The 17,442-nt window shown below is 55.9% G+C and carries 23 protein-coding genes and 3 pseudogenes; all 26 read left to right on the top strand.

The annotated features are described in order from the left end of the window. The gene (locus C7476_RS22500) at positions 1 to 369 is read left to right on the top strand and encodes a DUF6107 family protein (protein ID WP_114432087.1); all 369 of its coding nucleotides are present in this window, start codon (positions 1 to 3) and stop codon (positions 367 to 369) included. Continuing rightward, a pseudogene (locus tag C7476_RS28865) lies at positions 359 to 853 on the top strand (HK97 family phage prohead protease); the annotation flags it as partial. The gene C7476_RS22500 and the pseudogene C7476_RS28865, both read left to right, overlap by 11 nt. Before the next feature lie 1,072 nt (positions 854 to 1,925). Next, the gene (locus C7476_RS22490) at positions 1,926 to 2,324 is read left to right on the top strand and encodes a hypothetical protein (protein ID WP_114432085.1); all 399 of its coding nucleotides are present in this window, start codon (positions 1,926 to 1,928) and stop codon (positions 2,322 to 2,324) included. Positions 2,325 to 2,336: 12 nt separating this feature from the next. Then, positions 2,337 to 2,519: pseudogene (locus C7476_RS28860) on the top strand (HK97 family phage prohead protease); the annotation flags it as partial. A gap of 15 nt (positions 2,520 to 2,534) precedes the next feature. Further along, on the top strand, positions 2,535 to 3,443 hold the full coding sequence (locus tag C7476_RS29165) for an RNase A-like domain-containing protein (RefSeq protein ID WP_281032741.1): 909 nt from the start codon (positions 2,535 to 2,537) through the stop codon (positions 3,441 to 3,443). Further along, the gene (locus C7476_RS22480) at positions 3,440 to 3,718 is read left to right on the top strand and encodes a hypothetical protein (protein ID WP_114432083.1); all 279 of its coding nucleotides are present in this window, start codon (positions 3,440 to 3,442) and stop codon (positions 3,716 to 3,718) included. The genes C7476_RS29165 and C7476_RS22480 overlap by 4 nt, the downstream gene beginning before the upstream one ends. A gap of 28 nt (positions 3,719 to 3,746) precedes the next feature. Beyond that, positions 3,747 to 3,965: an HK97 family phage prohead protease gene (locus tag C7476_RS29550; RefSeq protein ID WP_114432082.1), complete on the top strand. Its 219-nt coding sequence runs from the start codon at positions 3,747 to 3,749 to the stop codon at positions 3,963 to 3,965. Then, positions 3,958 to 4,356 (top strand): hypothetical protein, encoded by a 399-nt coding sequence (locus C7476_RS22470; RefSeq protein ID WP_114432081.1) that lies wholly within the window; start codon positions 3,958 to 3,960, stop codon positions 4,354 to 4,356. Before C7476_RS29550 ends, C7476_RS22470 begins: the two co-directional genes overlap by 8 nt. Before the next feature lie 12 nt (positions 4,357 to 4,368). Next, positions 4,369 to 4,532, top strand: a pseudogene (locus tag C7476_RS22465) (HK97 family phage prohead protease); the annotation flags it as partial. 105 nt (positions 4,533 to 4,637) lie between these two features. Further along, positions 4,638 to 4,877, top strand: coding sequence for a hypothetical protein (locus C7476_RS22460; protein WP_147274710.1), 240 nt, complete (start codon positions 4,638 to 4,640; stop codon positions 4,875 to 4,877). Between the two features lie 211 nt (positions 4,878 to 5,088). Further along, positions 5,089 to 6,324, top strand: a complete 1,236-nt coding sequence (locus C7476_RS22455; RefSeq protein WP_114432079.1) for a phage major capsid protein — start codon at positions 5,089 to 5,091, stop codon at positions 6,322 to 6,324. 206 nt (positions 6,325 to 6,530) lie between these two features. Then, complete coding sequence (locus tag C7476_RS22450; protein ID WP_114432078.1) at positions 6,531 to 7,643, top strand: hypothetical protein; 1,113 nt, start codon at positions 6,531 to 6,533, stop codon at positions 7,641 to 7,643. 1 nt (position 7,644) lies between these two features. Beyond that, positions 7,645 to 7,995, top strand: a complete 351-nt coding sequence (locus tag C7476_RS22445) for a hypothetical protein (protein ID WP_147274709.1) — start codon at positions 7,645 to 7,647, stop codon at positions 7,993 to 7,995. 184 nt (positions 7,996 to 8,179) lie between these two features. After that, complete coding sequence (locus tag C7476_RS22440; RefSeq protein ID WP_114432076.1) at positions 8,180 to 8,749, top strand: head-tail connector protein; 570 nt, start codon at positions 8,180 to 8,182, stop codon at positions 8,747 to 8,749. Beyond that, a complete protein-coding gene (locus C7476_RS22435) occupies positions 8,749 to 9,084 on the top strand; it encodes a phage head closure protein (RefSeq protein ID WP_245426482.1) in 336 nt (111 codons plus the stop codon). The genes C7476_RS22440 and C7476_RS22435 overlap by 1 nt, the downstream gene beginning before the upstream one ends. After that, positions 9,081 to 9,236, top strand: a complete 156-nt coding sequence (locus C7476_RS28320; protein ID WP_181872560.1) for a hypothetical protein — start codon at positions 9,081 to 9,083, stop codon at positions 9,234 to 9,236. The genes C7476_RS22435 and C7476_RS28320 overlap by 4 nt, the downstream gene beginning before the upstream one ends. Next, positions 9,233 to 9,643 (top strand): DUF3168 domain-containing protein, encoded by a 411-nt coding sequence (locus C7476_RS22430; protein ID WP_114432075.1) that lies wholly within the window; start codon positions 9,233 to 9,235, stop codon positions 9,641 to 9,643. The genes C7476_RS28320 and C7476_RS22430 overlap by 4 nt, the downstream gene beginning before the upstream one ends. A 27-nt stretch (positions 9,644 to 9,670) precedes the next feature. Continuing rightward, positions 9,671 to 10,084, top strand: coding sequence for a phage major tail protein, TP901-1 family (locus tag C7476_RS22425; protein WP_114432074.1), 414 nt, complete (start codon positions 9,671 to 9,673; stop codon positions 10,082 to 10,084). After that, positions 10,084 to 10,422 (top strand): gene transfer agent family protein, encoded by a 339-nt coding sequence (locus tag C7476_RS22420; RefSeq protein WP_114432073.1) that lies wholly within the window; start codon positions 10,084 to 10,086, stop codon positions 10,420 to 10,422. The genes C7476_RS22425 and C7476_RS22420 overlap by 1 nt, the downstream gene beginning before the upstream one ends. Next, on the top strand, positions 10,419 to 10,625 hold the full coding sequence (locus C7476_RS22415; RefSeq protein ID WP_281032740.1) for a rcc01693 family protein: 207 nt from the start codon (positions 10,419 to 10,421) through the stop codon (positions 10,623 to 10,625). Before C7476_RS22420 ends, C7476_RS22415 begins: the two co-directional genes overlap by 4 nt. Before the next feature lie 8 nt (positions 10,626 to 10,633). After that, positions 10,634 to 11,215, top strand: a complete 582-nt coding sequence (locus C7476_RS22410; RefSeq protein WP_114432072.1) for a phage tail tape measure protein — start codon at positions 10,634 to 10,636, stop codon at positions 11,213 to 11,215. A 6-nt stretch (positions 11,216 to 11,221) separates the two neighbouring features. Continuing rightward, positions 11,222 to 11,854 carry a DUF2460 domain-containing protein gene (locus C7476_RS22405; RefSeq protein WP_114432071.1) on the top strand — a complete coding sequence of 211 codons (633 nt, stop codon included), beginning with the start codon at positions 11,222 to 11,224 and terminating at the stop codon, positions 11,852 to 11,854. Further along, on the top strand, positions 11,851 to 12,729 hold the full coding sequence (locus tag C7476_RS22400) for a DUF2163 domain-containing protein (RefSeq protein ID WP_114432070.1): 879 nt from the start codon (positions 11,851 to 11,853) through the stop codon (positions 12,727 to 12,729). The genes C7476_RS22405 and C7476_RS22400 overlap by 4 nt, the downstream gene beginning before the upstream one ends. Further along, positions 12,726 to 13,163 carry an NlpC/P60 family protein gene (locus tag C7476_RS22395; protein WP_114432069.1) on the top strand — a complete coding sequence of 146 codons (438 nt, stop codon included), beginning with the start codon at positions 12,726 to 12,728 and terminating at the stop codon, positions 13,161 to 13,163. The genes C7476_RS22400 and C7476_RS22395 overlap by 4 nt, the downstream gene beginning before the upstream one ends. A gap of 35 nt (positions 13,164 to 13,198) precedes the next feature. Beyond that, positions 13,199 to 17,041, top strand: a complete 3,843-nt coding sequence (locus C7476_RS22390; protein ID WP_114432068.1) for a baseplate multidomain protein megatron — start codon at positions 13,199 to 13,201, stop codon at positions 17,039 to 17,041. Between the two features lie 147 nt (positions 17,042 to 17,188). Next, a complete protein-coding gene (locus C7476_RS22385) occupies positions 17,189 to 17,407 on the top strand; it encodes a hypothetical protein (protein ID WP_114432067.1) in 219 nt (72 codons plus the stop codon). The last annotated feature ends 35 nt before the right edge of the window (positions 17,408 to 17,442 follow it).

Here is a 17,442-nt window from a genome sequence, read left to right as displayed (position 1 = left end):
ATGACACACTGGTCCGATGCCGCCTGGATACTGGCGGCAAAGGCGGCGGGCGCTATTGCAGGCTCTGCCGTCTCCCTCGCCTACATGCTGCCGCGCGACAAGAGCGAAGCGGCCATCCGCTTCATCGTCGGCATTGTCTGCGGCCTTGCCTTCGGCGGCGTAGCCGGGATCAAGATCGCTGCCGAACTCGACATTGGTGGTGAGCTCGGGAAAACCGAATTAATGCTGATGGGGGCGACGGCGGCAAGCCTCGCCGCCTGGACGGCGCTCGGCATTTTTGCCCGCATCGCCGCGCGCATCGGTGAACCGAAACCTCCGCAAATCGACAAAAATCCCTCCGACGAGAGGGATATCGCCAATGTTCGTTGAACCGGGAACAAACAGACGATTTCTGCCGCGCCTCGAGAAGAAGTACACGGGATTGACCGTAGAGGCCGTGGCGGAAGATGGCAGTTTTTCCGGCTATGCCAGCCTGTTCGGCGAGGTCGATCTCGGCAAGGATGCGATCGAGGCCGGGGCGTTCCTGAAGTCGATTCAGACACGTGGCGCCGCCGGCATCCGCATGCTGTGGCAGCACGATCCGAACCAGCCCATCGGCACATGGACGGAGGTTCGCGAGGACAAGCGCGGGCTCTATGTCGAGGGCAAGCTGGCGAAAGGTGTCGCCAAGGCTTCCGAAGTGCTGGAGCTGATGCGCTCCGGCGCCATAGATGGGCTTTCCATCGGCTTCAAGACGATCAAGGCCAAGGCGGATGGCGGCGGCATCCGCCATATCCACGAGGCGGACCTTTGGGAAATCTCGGTGGTGACCTTTCCGATGTTGCCATCGGCGCGGGTCGGGCAGGTGAAGAGTCTTGAGCCGCTGCCCGCCGATGCCATGCCGGACAGGGACTATTCGAACCAGCACAGGCTGCTGTGGAACATCAAGGCCAATGAGGTGCTGATCGAGGCGCTGAAACGGTCGCCGCAGAGCGACTACAACTGCCGGTGGCTGGCGCGGCTGCGCGAAGAAAACGCGGGGCTGAAAAGCCACTCGACGTTTTACGAGCCATTTCAGATATGGGTGAGGAAGTACAGTCCCGACCAGCCGCGTGTTTCAGCGGGAAACCCCGATGGCGGGCAATGGACGGATGGCGGGGGTGGCGGCGCGAGTGGCAAGCCGCTGTCGCAGGAGGCGTTCGATCGAAGATCGGGTGGGCCCAAGGAAAAGCCCGACGGCACTGCCTCAAGAGGCGGGCGTTTTAGTGGGGCCTTGCCCGCGAAGAAACCTGACGCTGGCCCGAAAGCGCCGGATGGCACGCGGGTGCAATCGGTGCAAAGCCGGGGCGGCGGGCGTCGCGGTGGCGGCCCGATAATACGAAATATTGCTGGCCGCAATGTGGAAATAACGCCTGAACAGGCGCTGCGGCTGGACCGCTCTGGGAGAGAAGCAGATAACGCAATCGGCCAGGTGCGACAACGCGATCCGAACTGGCAACCCCGGCCTGGAGCATATGAGGGCGTCGAAGGCGCAATACGTTACAACGAGTTCAGAGCCCGGGAAGCGGAAGGGAGAATACAGGAGCTAAACCGCCAAGCATTCGGACACAATGGCGGCCCCGCGTTAAATAATGAGCCGCCAAGCCGACATCGCGAGCTTCTGGAAGTGCCGCTACCACGGCCCAATCGGCCACAACTACCTCCGGTCAACGAGGCTAGGGACGGCAACACGAAAGGTCGGACGACTCAATGGGTAAAGCATGGGGGCATGGTTCAGGCCGAGAAAGATTTTGGCGAATTCAATCCCTCTGACGTTAGAGTATATCCAGATGGTGTTAAGGTGGGTAAGTTGCCGGATGGAAGCACGATCGTTGTGCGGTTAAGGAGTAGAAAAGACAGGCCTACATTAGAATTCCAAATTGGAAAAAAACGCATAAAGGTGAGATATGATTGATAATTCACAGGAATATTTTTCAATAAAAGGTATAGAGTATAAAGGTCGTTTCGAGTTAAATGAAATACATGACGATCAGAATGGGTTTTTGGTAATCATTGAAGATGAAAATAAAGTAATATATCGAATAGAATGGCCGGAATGGGTGTTGTCGTACAGAAAATGCGACGAAAGCGATAGATTACTGTTAATTGGAGAGTTAAGTGAGAAAGATTTACTTCAGTATGTATTTGTTGAGTGCAAGAATTCTAAATATATAAAATGGATTTCTGAGCAAAAGCATGGTATCGAACTTGAGGATTCCAAGCATATAATAATATCGACCTCAAATGATATTATTGATGTTATTTGCTATGAATTGCCAACTATTTCTATTGTCAACGGAAACTAAGCTTTCATCACCGCAGCGGAAGTGCTGGAACTGATGCGTTCGGGCGCCATCGATGGCCTTTCCATCGGCTTCAAGACGATCAAGGCCAAAGCGGATGGCGGCGGCATCCGCCATATCCACGAGGCGGACCTTTGGGAAATCTCGGTGGTGACGTTTCCGATGCTGCCATCCGCAAGGGTGGGGCAGGTGAAGAGCCTGCCCGCCGACGCCATGCCGGACAAGGACTATTCCAACCAGCATAGGCTCTTGTGGAACATCAAGGCCAATGAGGTGCTGATCGAGGCGCTGAAACGGTCGCCCCAAAACGACTACAACTGCCGGTGGCTGGCGCGGCTGCGCGAAGAAAACGCGGAGCTGAAAAGCCACTCGACGCTCTATGAGCCGTTCCAGATCTGGTACCGCAAGTACAATCCCGACCAGCCGCGCGTTTCAGCGGGAAACCCCGACGGCGGGCAATGGACGGATAGCGGGGGAGGCGGCGCAAGTGGCAAGCCGCTCACGCAGGAGGCGTTCGATCGAAGGGCCAGGGAAAAGCCGGAGGGCACCGCCGCCAGAGGCGGTCGTTTTGGCGCGGCTTTGCCTGCTAAGAAACCCGACACTGGCCCGAAGGCGCCAGATGGCACGCCGGTAAAGCTCGTACAAGACAAAGGAGATTCCAAGCGCTACTCAGTCGATTTAGATGAAGAGGAGGTACCTATTGGAATCGGACATACCAAGAGCCGCCACATAGCGCAAAGCGATGAGTCGCTTAAAGCTCGTATGCGTGGAGACTATTCCCGAAGAGAAACGCCGCGCTATACAGTAACCAAATGGAGTGAGGCCTATGGAAGTTTTGAAAATCAGGCCAAAGCCAATGACATGGTTAACAAGGTTTTGGAGAACAATCAGGCAATCGTAGACGCTGTTGCAAGTGGAGAACGGAACGAGGCGACGTTGAATATGCGGTTTGAGCACCCGACAGGTAGAGAAGTTTATCAAGCAACTGGCGATAGCAGGCCTTACGTCCGTACGACATTCAACGTTTTTGTCTATATTCGCCACGATAACAGAATAGGAAGGGGATATCGCGTGAGAACGGCTTATCCAAACAATCGCAAATTGCCCGGAGACGATCAATGAAAATACCGCCAGAATTTCCAGAATTGTGTGTGTGGTTCGATCCTCAGATACTCGCCGTATCGCCTGAGGTTGAGGATGAGTTCGATTTTGCGCTCAAACATGTCACGCCTCAGCAACAACAGGTGATCAAACATTTTATCCTTGATGTGCTCGAAAACGTGCACGACTCCAAGGAACTAAACAGAATATGGCAAGGAGCCAACTCCAACACCCGCTTTGATAGCGACGACGGTATACGCATGTATCTGGAAGAAATCGTTCGGCGTATAGACTAATCGGAAGGCGCACCGCCCGAACCAGCCTATCGGCACATGGACGGAGGTTCGCGAGGACAAGCGCGGGCTCTATGTCGAGGGCAAGCTGGCAAAGGGTGTCGCCAAGGCGGCGAAAGTGCTGGACTTGATCTCCGGCGGCAGGTTGCCGGATGGAAGCAAAATTATCGTTCGGTTAAAAAGTAAAGAAGGCAGACCCACATTAGAATTTCAAATCGGAGATAGATATATAAAGGTGAGATATGATTGATAATTTACAAGAATATTTTCTAATAAATGGTATAGAGTATAAAGGTCGTTTCGAGCTGAATGAAATATATGGCAATAATAATGGATTTTTGATCATCATTGAAGATGAAAATAAAGTAATTTATCGAATAGAATGGCCGGTTGGAGTTTCGTCGTACAGAAAATGTAACGAAAGCGACAGATTGTTGTTAATTGAAGATTTAAGCGAAAGAGGTTTGCTCGAGTATGTATTTGTTGAGTGCAAGAATTCGGAATATATAAAATGGATTCACGAGCAAAAGTATGGCATAGAAATTGAGGGTTCTAAACATATAATAATATCGACTTCAAATGATATTATTGATGTTATTTGCTACGAGTTGCCAAACATTTCTATTGTCAACGGAAATTAAGCTTTCTTCACCGCAGCGGAAGTGCTGGAGCTGATGCGTTCGGGCGCCATCGACGGGCTTTCCATCGGCTTCAAGACGATCAAGGCCAAGGCAGATGACGGCGGCATCCGCCATGTCACGAGGTCGACCTTTGGGAAATCTCGGTGGTGACCTTTCCGATGTTACCATGCAGTTAGCCAAAAGTTCAATTGCTCGACAGGTTGGGCCGTGTTCCATTCGCGCACGCTGCGTCGAGGCATTGGGCCAAAAGCCGCTCTCTGGATATCAAGGAGAAGAACAGAGTGAGCGAGATAAGCAAGGACGATGCGGATGCGATCGTCAAGATCGTTTTGAGCCATTCCAGAGACTACAACGCCTTCTTAATTGTACGACAGGCCACGCGAAACGCCGCGGCGTTCAATACTTTGCGCAATATGGTCGGGTGTCTGATGGCGGCTCAATCTGAAGAGATACTAAGAGTGGTTGCACGGCAGTATCCGGATATTATGAGCCGTCTGGATGAACTGCAGCGACCGGATTGAGTGCTGTCCCAAGGCACGCTGCCCAGAGATTATAATCGCCAACGGCCAAAGGCAGGAATAATTTCCTGCATGCATCAGGCATTTCAATAACATCCTGAAACCAGGATTTCCCCACATATCAACTTTGAAACTTCGCTCTGGATTGCCGGCGCGGGGCGGCAAGGTTGTGCGCATTTTCAACTCCGATTTTTAACAACCAAAAGGAAGAATAATGAGTGAAGCCAAGCAAATGCTCGAGACCAAGACTGCGAGCGACCCTGAGAGTTTTGAAGAATTTTCCCGCACATTTTACGAATACAAAGCCGCGAATGACGTTCGCCTCGGCGATATCGAGAAAGGCAAGAGCGTCGATGTTCTGACGACCGATAAAATGCAGCGCCTGGACACTGAAATGGATGCGCGAAAGCGCGCAATGGACCGTCTGGAGTTGAAACAGGCGCGTCCGGCGCTGGATGGCGGTGTTCGCCAGGTGTCTTCGCCCGAGCACAAGAACGCCTTTGAAACCTATATGCGGCGCGGCGATGAAAGCGCTCTGCGTGTCATCGAAACCAAGGCGCATACGATTGGTTCGGCAAGCGATGGCGGCTATCTGGTGCCGGAGGAACTGGAAACACAGATTGGCGCACGTCTGGCGCAGATCTCGCCAATCCGGAATATTGCTTCCGTGCGGCAGGTATCGGGTTCGGTGCTGAAGAAACCCTACTCGATCAAGGGACCATCGGTTGGCTGGGTCAGCGAAACCGATATTCGCCCACAGACGGAAGGCTCCAAGCTGGCCGAGCTGCAATTCCCCACTATGGAACTCTACGCCATGCCGGCGGCGACATCGTCCTTGCTCGACGATAGCGCGGTCGACGTGGAGCAGTGGATCTCGACGGAGGTGGAAACTGCCTTTGCCGAACAGGAAGGCAAGGCCTTCATCAGCGGCGATGGCGTCAACAAGCCACGCGGCTTCCTGACCTATGACGTTGTGGCCGAAAATGCTTGGGCGTGGGGCAAGCTCGGTTCGCTTTCCACGGGCCTTGCCGGTAAGTTTCCCGCGGCGGATGCTTCCGACATTCTGCTTGATACCATCTATGCGCTGAAGGCCGGATATCGTCAGAACGCCAATTGGGTGATGAACCGCAAGACGCAAGCCGAAATCCGCAAGCTCAAGGACAGGGACGGCAATTATCTCTGGACGCCGCCGGCAACGCCCGGCGCCCAGGCTTCGCTGCTCGGTTTCGGGCTTGTCGAGGCTGAGGACATGCCGGATATCGCCGACAAGGCGACACCGATTGCCTTTGGCGATTTCGCCAGGGGCTATCTGGTGGTGGATCGCACCGGCGTGCGCGTGCTGCGCGATCCTTACTCCGCCAAGCCCTATGTGCTGTTCTACACGACCAAACGTGTCGGCGGCGGCGTGCAGGATTTTGATGCGATCAAGCTGCTGAAGTTCGCGGCCTGATCCTCAACCCATTCAGACCAGGACGTCCTGCAAATGGCGTTTTTCTGCGGTCCGGTGCTCACGTACCAATATCTACGCTGCGCTCCGGTCCTCGAAAACCACCATTTTCGTCTCGTCCTGGCCAGAATGGCACACGCCAAATCTTCCTAAGACCTTCGTCGAATTGCTCATTTCACCCAATCCAGTAGTTTCCGGAGCGCACATTCATGTCGGCGCCATTCAATTCGGATGAGCTGAAAATACTCTGGAACATCAAGGCCAACGAAGTTCTGATCCAGGCTTTGAAGCGTAGTCCGCCACGGGAACATAACCTCCTTTGGCTGGCTAGCTTGGCCCAAGAGAACAGTGAACTGAAAAGCCGCTCATTACTCTATGAGCCTTTCCAGATCTGGGTCAGAAAATACAATCCAGACCAACCGCGTGTACCCGCCGGCAATTCCGATGGCGGGCAATGGACGGACGAAGGCGGGAGCGGAGTGACAGGTGGTGCGCAGCTCGCCTCCGGCCACGGGCGGTTTGGCGGTGCGGTGGCGGTTGGACGCAAACCAGAGACTGGCCCGAAGGCACCTGATGGGACGCCGGCAACGTTGGTGCAAAGTCGAGGAGGTGGGCGGAGCGGTAGTGGGCCGACATTGCGCCGCATCGCAGGCCGAAGTCAAGAAATTACGCCTACCCAAGCGGTGCGCCTTTCGGCAGCACAGAACCGCAAGGACGCTGCCGTTCGAACGGTGCAGCAGCGCGACCCGAATTGGCGCCCGCAAGCACGTGTTTATGAAAATGTCGAAGGCGAAATTGCAGCCAACGAAAATATCGGGCGGGAAGCAAATGAGCGACTAGCCGAGCTCAATGAAGGTGTAAATATTCGCGGTAGCTTCATTCCCTATGGTTTTGTGGATCAAGCGCAATGTACAGCTTTTGGCTCTGCAGCGCGCAGCCGACTTGCCGAAACAGGAATAAGGGATGCGAGCATCCATCTGCGCGGCAGCGCGGTAACCGGTAGAAACTCACAAACGAAGACGCTCCACGATGGCGCTAAACGAAGTGATCTTGATGTGGCGATTGCCAGCGAAACCTTGTTCAGAAGGGCGGAGGGCGCAAGGATAGGGCTATGGGGAAAGGTAGAACTCGTACAGAGCCGATTAAAGAGAAGGAAATGCTTGAGACGCTCGGGGCTTTTGAGGCTAAGGGATGCGATGGCGGCGCAAGCCAGACGTAAGGTCAGTTTCGTGATTTTTCGGTCGAGAGAAGATATTAGAAAACGGGGAGAATTTGCGACGTTGGAAGATTTCATCAAATTCATAAGAGAGAATGGGGATTAAAGTGAAACAAAATAACAATGTTCTTTTTGGAATACAGAACGAGGCAAATGATGCGCAAATTAGTGAGAATGAATTGGCGGATCTTATAGATGCTATTAGTAAGATTATGTATGATAATGCTGGTTATGTACGCATAAGTGAAATGGAGAATTCGGATGGATTTGTTTACTATTTGTCCGAAGATGAGTGCATTTTACTAAAAACAAATATGTTTGGGAGGGAAACATTGGAAGAAGAAGAATACCCAGACTTCGCATATCTTCTCTATCTGTACAATGTAGACAAACACCCAGAATATTTAGCCGCTATCGAAACGAGACCGGATATCTTTGTTAAGCTGCGAACGGAATAAAGCTGATTGTCACACCAAATAAGACGGCCCCCGGAGACCAATATCGATCGCGATAAGCTTCTATCTCTGAGGCGAACAAGCTTTTTCAATTTTACGCTGCCGGATTCAAGCCTGCTATCACCTGTGATTGAAGCAGCTATCTGAGCGCGCGCAAGCGTCATTCCTTTTTAACAGGACCCCAAACATGACCATGACACTGATCAAGCCGCCGGCTCTTGAGCCGGTGACGCTGGCGGAGGTGCGCCAATTCTTACGCCTCGACAATGACGGCGAAGATGCATTGCTGACTGGCCTTATCAAGGCTGCGCGGGAAACGCTCGAGGTGCAGACCGGGCTTGCACTGATCGACCAGACCTGGCGGTTCTATGCCGATAGCTGGCCGAAAAGCGGTGTGGTCCGGATCGCGAAATATCCGGTGCGTTCCGTCGTCGCTGTGACAGCTTACATCGAAGACGGAATGCCGGTTTCGATTGCCGGGCACGACCTCCATCTCAGTGGCTACGCGAGGCCGGCGCGGCTCTATCTTGCGGCACGCAGCCGGCCGGTCCAGCCGCTCAGCGGGCTGGAAATCGATTTCGTGGCCGGTTTCGGCGAAACCGGAAACGAGGTTCCCGACGCCTTGCGCCATGCCATCATGACGCTGGTTGCGCATTGGTACGAGTTTCGGGGTGTCTATGGCGCTGCGCAACAGCCTGTCTCCTATCCGCCAGCTTTTGAACGGGCGATCGGGCTTTGGCGCAGGGTATCGCTCTGATGCCGGCGCTCTTCATCGATCCGGGCAGTCTGTCGCGCGAGCTTTTGCTTGAGAAATCCACAATCACTGCCGACGACACGGGCGAACTCGTGGAAAACTGGGTCGAGATTGCCAGCGTCTGGGCGCAAATCGAACCGATGGAGTCCGGCCTGCGCATCCTCGGCGAGCAAGGCCTGCCCGAGATCACACACCGCATCACACTGCGGATGCGAAGCGACATCGCCAGCACCATGCGCCTGCGCAAGGGGCTGCGCATTTTTCAGATCCTGACACTGCACGATCCCGACGATAGCGGGCGCTATCTGGTCTGCCGCGTGCGCGAGGAGAGCCGATGAAGATCACGATGCAGATGACCGTCGCCGACCTGATCCAGACTTTGCGCTGGCAGGCGATCGAGCTGGCGGAAGATGCGACTGCCAGATCTGAAAAAGATCCAGCTGCGAATTCGAAGCATAACCGCAAGACTATGAACGAGGCCAAACCATGACGAGTGCCGGGCTGGAATTGCAAAAGGCCCTTCTCGCGCATTTAAAGGCGGATGGCTCGCTCGAAAAACTGATCGAGGGCCGGGTCTATGACCGCGTGCCGGAGAAGGCGGCGTTTCCCTATGTGACGCTCGGCTCCACCAATATTTATGATTGGAGCACGGGCACCGAACGGGGCAGCGAACATCTGTTTACGCTTAACATCTGGAACCGGGCGAGCGGCCGAAAATCGGTATTCGCGATCATGAACATCATCGAGCGGCTGTTAGAAAAATCGGCACTCACGCTTGTTGGGCACCGGTTGGCAAATCTGGGGTTGCAGTATTCCCAGGCGCGCGCCGAGGACAACCGCGACGGCTATCTCGGTGTCCTGCGCTATCGGGCGGTGACGGAAGAACTCCCCGCCTGAACTCAATCAACCTGAAAGGATCACGAAATGGGCGCCCAGAGAGGCAAGGATATTCTGTTGAAGGTTGCCGATGCCAAAGGCAGCTATGTGACATGTGCCGGAATGCGATCGAAGCGTCTGGCTTTCAACACGCAGGCTGTCGACGTAACCGACGCGGATGCTGTTGGTCGATGGCGCGAACTGCTTGCCGGCAGTGCCGTGCAGCACGCTTCCATTGGCGGCGCGGGCCTCTTCAAGGATGCGCAATCGGATGCGCTGTTCCGGCAGGCGTTTTTCAACGGCGAGATACCGCTCTGGCAGATTGTCTTGCCGGATTTCGGCATGCTGCAAGGGTCGTTTCAGATCACGGCGCTTGAATATGGCGGTGCCTACAATGGCGAAGTCACGTTCGAGATCGCGCTGGAATCCGCAGGCCCGATTACATTCAAGGAGATTGCCTGATGGTGAACCGACATCGCGGCGAAATCAGCGCGGTCCTGGATGGCCGCGAATGGACACTGTGCCTGACACTTGGGGCTCTTGCAGAATTGGAAGACGCATTCGGCGCGGAAGACTTGGCTGTCTTGTTGAAACGGTTTTCGACAAGCGCACTTTCGGCGGGCGATATCCTCAAGATTGTTGCAGCCGGTCTGCGTGGCGGCGGCAATGAACTGGCGCCGGAAGCAATTGCGCAGATGCGCGCCGATGGCGGAATAACCGGCTTTGCCCGCATCGTCGGCGAATTGTTGAGTGCGACCTTCGGTGAATCAAATTCCGAGCAGGCTGGATCAATTCTTTGAGTATCAAGGAAGATCATGTCGAGCCATTTCCCTGGGCGGCCATGATGGCGGCGGGGTTCAGCATCTTGCGGCTGTCCTCCGCCGAGTTTTGGGCGATGACGCCGCGCGAACTCAATGCCGCTTTTCATAGGCCTTCCAACCGCTCGACGCCGAGGCGGATTGATCTGGAACGTTTGATGCAGTGCTTTCCGGATGAACAATAGGAGATGGAATGCTTGAGAATAATACAGGCAAGGTCGAGCGCGAGTTCGACACTGAAAGCTGCAAAGAGGCGCTGGATGAATTGCAGAAAAAGTCGGAGCTTTTCGGTCGCACGCTGACGAACTCGCTAAAAAGCGCCGCGGTTAGCGGCCGGGATCTGGGTGATGTTTTGAAACAACTCGCGATGAGCATTGCCAATATGGCGCTAAGTGCCGGATTGAAGCCCCTGCAGGATCTGGCCTCCGGCTTGTTCAAAGACTTCATCGGAGGATTGAAGCCGGGCGCCGGTTCAAAAACTGCGGCGGTAGGAACGCAACCCACGGCTTTTGCCAAGGGCGGCGTCGTTTCCAGCCCCACTTATTTCAACGCTGGGGGTTCGCTTGGCCTGATGGGCGAGGCGGGCACCGAGGCGATCATGCCCCTGACGCGCGGCGCCGACGGGCGACTTGGCGTCGCCACGCAGGGCGGCGGCTCGGCGGTGCACGTTACCTTCAACGTATCGACACCGAACGCTGCATCCTTCCGCAAATCCGAGGCTCAGCTTACCGGCATGCTTGCCCGCGCGGCACGCAAGGGCGCCAGAACTTTTTAGGAAACAATCATGACGGCTTTTCACGATGTCCGGTTTCCAACTGGCGTTTCCTTCGGCGCGACCGGCGGGCCGGAGTGGCGCAACGAGATCGTCCCGCTGACGTCCGGCTTCGAACAGCGCAATTCGCGCTGGGCGCAGTCGCGGCATCATTATGATGCGGGGACAGGGTTGCGATCGCTTGCCGACCTCGACGATGTCATGACGTTCTTCGAGGCCCGGAGAGGTTCGCTCCATGCCTTCCGTTTTCGCGATCCGTTCGATCATCTGTCGTGCCGGTCCGGAAAGATGGTTGCGCCGGGCGACCAGTTCCTTGGAAATGGCGACGGGACCAATGCTGCTTTCCAGCTGGTAAAGCGCTACGGCGATTATGTGCGGCCGATCACCAAGGCACTGGGAGGCAGTGTGCGCGCCGCTGTGAACGGTGTCGAAAAGACGGAGGCTTTGGACTTCGTTGTCGAGCTGATCACCGGGAAGGTTATCTTCCAGCCAGGTAAAATACCGCCCGCGGGCGCAACAGTGACGGCGGGATTCGGCTTCGATGTACCGGCGCGGTTCGACACGGACCGGCTGACGATCAGCATAAAATCGTTCAAGGCGGGCGAGATCCCCACCATCCCAATCATCGAGGTAAAGGCATGACGGCAATTCCTCCTGCTCTTGAATCACATCTTGCAGGTGAAGTCACAACACATTGTTTCTGTTGGATCATCCGGCGAAAGGACGGTGTGGTATACGGCTTCACGGACCATGATCGGACATTGCTTGTCAGCGGGATCGCTTGCGAGCCGCAAACGGGCCTCAGTGCCAGCGAAGCAACCAACTCGCTGGGGCTTGGGGTAGACAGCGCCGAGATCGAAGGCGCCCTTTCGTCAGCCAGCATCAGTGACAGTGATATCGAGCGGGGGGCATTCGACGCGGCAACAGTGGAAACCTGGCTCGTCAATTGGGTGTCGCCGGATCAACTCATTCTCCTGCGCAGCGCGCGCATCGGCGCGATTACGCGTTCAGGCGGCAAGTTCGTGGCCGAAACGAAAAGCAGCTCGGTCGATCTCGACAAGGTCAGCGGCCGGCGGATGACACGCCACTGCGATGCCCAGCTCGGCGATAACCGCTGTTGCTATGCGGGCGGAAATCAAGCCGGGACCGTCACGACGATCATATCGGATCGGCAGATCGTTGTTTCGGGGCTTCAACCTCCAAGCGCCGACTGGTTCGACAATGGTACGCTGACCTGGACATCCGGGACCAGTGCCGGGCGTACGAATGTTGTTCTCAATCAGGCGCCGTATGGCAACGCCATTCGGCTCAGCCTGCGCGACGCACAGATACCCGATATCAAGGTCGGGGATCAGTTCTCCCTGTTGCCGGGCTGTGACAAGAGCTTCGCGCAATGCAAGGCGAAGTTTGCCAATAGCGTCAATTTTCGCGGGTTTCCGCATCTGCCCGGCAACGACGCCGCCTATAATTATGCCGATGGCAAGGGCAATTTCGATGGAAAGCCACTGGTGCCATGAGCATAGCAGAGGAAGTTTTGTTCGAAGCCCGCCAGTGGATTGGTACGCCCTACCGGCACGGCGGATCGAGATGCGAGGTTGGTTGCGACTGCCTCGGACTGGTGCGCGGCATCTGGCGCGCACTCTACGGGCAGGAACCGCAATCGGTTCCCGCGTATTCCATGGATTGGGCAGAGACAGGTACAGCCGATCCGCTGCTCGATGCGGCGCGCCTGCACATGATCGAAAAGCCGGTTATCGGGGCCGGACCCGGCGATTTGCTGGTGTTCCGCTGGCGCGACGGTGTGGCTGCCAAACATCTCGGCATTCTTGCAGATCATGGGCGTTTCATTCACGCCTATGAGGGCCACAGCGTTATGGACTCGGCTCTCGTCCCGCAATGGCGCAAGCGGATCGCTGGCGTGTTCGCATTTCCGGATCGTAGTCAAATCTAGAGTCAATTCAGTAATTTCAGAAAGAATTCAATTGCATGGCGACACTTGTTCTCACTGCCGCAGTTGGTGCTCTTACCACCTCGGGAACAGTAACTGCAGCGATTGCCTCGGCCGTTGCGTCGGTTGGCGGTTATCTCATCGATCAAGCACTTTTTGGGCAGACTATAGAAGGTCCGCGCATGTCCTCGATGCGGCCGATGTCCGCCGAGGAGGGCGCGGCACTGCCACGCGTTTATGGTGCGGTCCGGTTGGGCGGCACGCTTATCTGGGCAACGCGCTTCGAAGAAACGAAAACCACCTCGCGTCAGGGTGGCAAAGGCGGACAGAAAGTTAGCGAATATACTTACTTTGCCAATTTTGCGATTGCCGTCGCGGAAGGGCCGATCAGCATGATCCGCCGTGTCTGGGCCGATGGAAAGGAGCTCGACCAAACCCGCTGCACGATTCGTGTTTATGGGGGAGCAAGCGATCAGCCGGTTGACCCGCTGATCGAAGCGAAACAGGGGCAAGGCAACGCACCGGCCTATCGCAACACGGCGTATGTCGTGTTCGATCGCTTCCCGCTGGACGATTATGGCAATCGTATTCCGCAGTTCCAGTTCGAGGTTGTGCGAGCAGTGGGAAGCGTCGCAAGTAACCTGAAGGCCGTGGCTCTGGTTCCAGGTGCAACGGAGTTTGGACTTTCCCCACAACTGGTTACCAGTGAGCCGTCCAAGGGTAAGACAAAGAGCCTGAACCGCAATTGCCTGCGTGCCACTACCGATTGGCAGGCCTCAATGGATGAACTCCAGCACCTTTGTCCTTCGCTGAAGCATGTCGCCATTGTGGTGCCCTGGTTCGGCGCGGATTTGCGCGCAGCGAACTGCGCAATCAAGCCCGGCGTCATGGACAAGTCCGGATACAAGGAAAGCAGTACGTGGAGGGCAGGCGGGGTCTCGCGGCCGCAGGCTCATCTCATTTCGCGCGCCGGGAGCGGTGCGGCCTATGGCGGGACGCCTTCCGATCAAAGCGTTATCGATGCTATTCGCGATGCCAAGGCGCGGAAGCTAAATGTCACGCTATACCCTTTTGTGATGATGGACATTCGCGCCGACAATAATTTGCCGGATCCATATGGAGGACCACGGCAAGGTGCTTATCCATGGCGCGGGCGTATCACGTGTCACCCTGCGCCCTACCAACCGGGCAGCCCCAACAAGTCCGAAGTGGCCGCCGCCCAGATCAAAACGTTTCTTGGCAACGTGAGAGCCAGCGATTTCCGGATCAAAAACGACCTAGTTAGCTATCGAGGAAACAAGGGCGACTGGGGCTATCGCAGGCTGGTGCTGCATCTGGCGCACCTGGCCGTATGTGCGGGAGGGGTAGAGGCCTTCATGGTCGGTTCCGAACTGTGCGGCCTCACGATGGTCAGGGACCAGTCCAACAGCTTTCCCTTCGTCAACGCCCTCTGTGATCTGGCCGGTGAAGTGCGCGGCATTCTCGGCAAAGATTGCAAACTAACCTATGGCGCCGACTGGACGGAATATTTTGGCCACCATCCGCAAGACGGATCGGGCGACGTATTTTTCCATCTCGATCCGCTGTGGGCGCATCCGGCGATCAACGCAGTCGGCATCGACAATTACATGCCGCTGAGCGATTGGCGCGACGAGGACTATAGTGTTCCAAATCCGGACGGGTTTACCTCGCCCTATGATCTGAGCGGCTTGCAAGGCCAGATAGCCTCGGGAGAGGGGTTCGACTGGTACTATAAATCGGCTGATGATCGAGCACTGCGAACGCGCACGCCCATCACAGATGGGTTGGGGAGGCCTTGGGTCTATCGCTACAAGGATCTCACCTCCTGGTGGAAAAACAAACATTACAATCGGCAGGGAGGTGTCGAAAGCGTGGTGCCGACAGCGTGGCAACCGCAGGGAAAGCCATTGTGGTTAACGGAATTAGGGTGCCCGGCTGCCGACAAGGGCCCCAATCAACCGAATGTCTTTCCGGACATGAAATCGTCCGAGGGCGCATATCCCTATTTTTCCGATCATGGTCGCAGCGATCTTGCGCAAAACCGCTTCCTGCGCGCGCATTTCAATTACTGGAACAGTGGTAACACCGCCGCCATGCTTGATCCGGATCGCCTGTATGTATGGGCCTGGGATACGCGGCCCTATCCGGAATTTCCGCTGAACAGGTCGCTCTGGTCGGATGGAGACAACTGGACGACCGGACACTGGCTCAACGGGCGGGTTTCAGGTGCCGCTCTTGATGAGTTGCTGGCTGCGATCCTAGGCGATTTCGGTATAGCCAATATTGATACCAGCCGTGCGGATGGTTTCGTCAGCGGCTACGTCATCGAAGAACCGACGAGTGCTCGAGCCGCTGTCGAACCCCTGCTTGCCCTTTACGGCGTCGATAGTTTCGAGAGCGGCAACAGCCTGATTTTCCGGAGCACGGCGCAGATGGATTCCACGGCGCCGCTCATCGATGAGTTTGTGGAACAGGAGGAGGGCGGACCGGTCATCTGGCGGATTCAGGAACTCACGGATCAGCCTGCGCGCATCGAAATAGCCTATCGCGACCCGATGCTGGACTACCAGGCAGCGATGAGTTTTGCCGAGCGACTTGACGGCAAAGGCACGGAAAACATCGGACTCCCGGGCATGATCGATACGGCACAGGCGAAATCGCTGGCTGAGGAGGCGTTGCAGACATGCCGGGCCGCGCGGCGAACCGCATCGTTTGAAGTCCCCTGGAAGCAGGCTGCCCTGAAGCCGGGCGATCGGGTGAGAGTTGCCAGCAACACCTCGGCGCCGGATTTCGTCGTGACCTCCATCGAAGATGGGGCAACACGCCGGGTCGAGGCCAGGGCCTTGCCGCAACATGTCCGCTATCCCGTTCGAGGCACGCTGCCGGCCCATGCCGAGGGCGGGAAATCTGCGGTTCGCGGGAGGCCATATTTCGAACTTCTGGACCTGCCGATGTGGCCGGGCGTGGAAAAGCCCTCGGACCAGTTTCGCATCGCGGCTTTTGCTGATCCCTGGGGCGGGACGAGCGTTTACGCTTCACCCGAGGCAGTTGATTTCAAGCAACGAACTGCGATTGCCAGCCCAGCGGTAATGGGGGAGCTCATTGCGCCGCTGGCGGGTGGAGCGAGTGGCCGGTTGCTGAACGGACGGGTGCTCGACGTGCAGCTCTACCACGGTGAACTGAGTTCAACTTCGTTGTCGCAGATATTCAGCGGCGCAAACTCTGCACTGGTGGCGACTTCCGACGGCAATTGGGAGGTGCTGCAGTTTATCAACGCAGAGGAAATACACAGTGATGTGTGGCGATTGAGCGGGCTGTTGCGCGGACAGTGCGGTACCGAGCGCGAGGCCATGCAGCCAAGACCTGCGGGTACACCATTCATCTTGATGACTGATGCGGTGGGCCCGGCTGGATTGAAATCGGAGGAGACAAGTCTCGAACTTTCCTGGCGCATTGGCGCTTCCGGAGAGGATTTCACCGATCAGTTCTTCAGTACCGTTCAACGGACGGGCGGGTTGCGCGCTCTGCAGCCGCTCGAACCCGTGCAAATCCGGTCGCGGACCGAGTCGAATGGTGACGTCCACATCAGTTGGATAAGGCGTGGACGGATTGATGCAGACAGTTGGCTCGCGCCAGATATCCCGCTCGGCGAAGAGCGTGAGGCTTACCATGTTGAAATAAGAAAGGATGAAAAGCTGGTTCGATCCGTTGATGTGGAAGGACCAAACTGGACGTACAGTGTCTCCCAACGACAATCGGATCTTGGCATCCTGACGGCCGAAATCGACTTCAGCGTTGCGATGATATCGGCCATGGTCGGGCCGGGGCGCGCTGCCCGCCGTAAATTGCAGGTCAATTGATTTTCCAGGGTCTGTTGAGATTCACGCCATGGCGGTCTGCAAATGGCGTTTTTCTGCGCTCCGGTGCTCGAAAACCATCACTTTCGCCTCGCCCTGACATGAATACTAACGGACCCTCGTTCACCCCATTTGAAAAAGGAATTTACAATGAGCACTGAAAAAGCGTGGTATCTATCGAAGACCGTCTGGGCATCGATCGTGACGATCCTGCTTTCCTGTTCAAGCTTCTTTCACATCTCCACCGATGGCATCGACCAGGGAGCATTTACCGATACGATTGTGCAGTTTGTGACCGCGCTGAGTGGGATTGTTGCACTTTTTGGCCGCGTCAGCGCTACAACGCTCATAACACGTAAAGAAATATGATGTTAAAAGGCGTGAACTTGTGGCAATCCTGACAG

Source organism: Phyllobacterium bourgognense, from assembly GCF_003337575.1.
Lineage (GTDB): Bacteria > Pseudomonadota > Alphaproteobacteria > Rhizobiales > Rhizobiaceae > Phyllobacterium > Phyllobacterium bourgognense.
The sequence above is the reverse complement of the archived record's forward strand: the minus strand, read 5'-3'. Positions and strand labels throughout refer to the sequence as shown.

Bases quoted from the DNA above. Each gene is read 5' to 3' on its own strand.
- C7476_RS22500 (WP_114432087.1), top strand. From the start codon at position 1: ATGACACACTGGTCCGATGCCGCCTGGATACTGGCGGCAAAGGCGGCG.
- C7476_RS22390 (WP_114432068.1), top strand. From the start codon at position 13,199: ATGGCGACACTTGTTCTCACTGCCGCAGTTGGTGCTCTTACCACCTCG.
- C7476_RS22435 (WP_245426482.1), top strand. From the start codon at position 8,749: ATGCCGGCGCTCTTCATCGATCCGGGCAGTCTGTCGCGCGAGCTTTTG.
- C7476_RS22470 (WP_114432081.1), top strand. From the start codon at position 3,958: ATGATTGATAATTTACAAGAATATTTTCTAATAAATGGTATAGAGTAT.
- C7476_RS22385 (WP_114432067.1), top strand. From the start codon at position 17,189: ATGAGCACTGAAAAAGCGTGGTATCTATCGAAGACCGTCTGGGCATCG.
- C7476_RS22440 (WP_114432076.1), top strand. From the start codon at position 8,180: ATGACCATGACACTGATCAAGCCGCCGGCTCTTGAGCCGGTGACGCTG.
- C7476_RS22480 (WP_114432083.1), top strand. From the start codon at position 3,440: ATGAAAATACCGCCAGAATTTCCAGAATTGTGTGTGTGGTTCGATCCT.
- C7476_RS22420 (WP_114432073.1), top strand. From the start codon at position 10,084: ATGGTGAACCGACATCGCGGCGAAATCAGCGCGGTCCTGGATGGCCGC.
- C7476_RS22425 (WP_114432074.1), top strand. From the start codon at position 9,671: ATGGGCGCCCAGAGAGGCAAGGATATTCTGTTGAAGGTTGCCGATGCC.
- C7476_RS22400 (WP_114432070.1), top strand. From the start codon at position 11,851: ATGACGGCAATTCCTCCTGCTCTTGAATCACATCTTGCAGGTGAAGTC.
- C7476_RS22490 (WP_114432085.1), top strand. From the start codon at position 1,926: ATGATTGATAATTCACAGGAATATTTTTCAATAAAAGGTATAGAGTAT.
- C7476_RS22455 (WP_114432079.1), top strand. From the start codon at position 5,089: ATGAGTGAAGCCAAGCAAATGCTCGAGACCAAGACTGCGAGCGACCCT.
- C7476_RS22395 (WP_114432069.1), top strand. From the start codon at position 12,726: ATGAGCATAGCAGAGGAAGTTTTGTTCGAAGCCCGCCAGTGGATTGGT.
- C7476_RS22430 (WP_114432075.1), top strand. From the start codon at position 9,233: ATGACGAGTGCCGGGCTGGAATTGCAAAAGGCCCTTCTCGCGCATTTA.
- C7476_RS28320 (WP_181872560.1), top strand. From the start codon at position 9,081: ATGAAGATCACGATGCAGATGACCGTCGCCGACCTGATCCAGACTTTG.
- C7476_RS22410 (WP_114432072.1), top strand. From the start codon at position 10,634: ATGCTTGAGAATAATACAGGCAAGGTCGAGCGCGAGTTCGACACTGAA.
- C7476_RS22450 (WP_114432078.1), top strand. From the start codon at position 6,531: ATGTCGGCGCCATTCAATTCGGATGAGCTGAAAATACTCTGGAACATC.
- C7476_RS29165 (WP_281032741.1), top strand. From the start codon at position 2,535: ATGCCGGACAAGGACTATTCCAACCAGCATAGGCTCTTGTGGAACATC.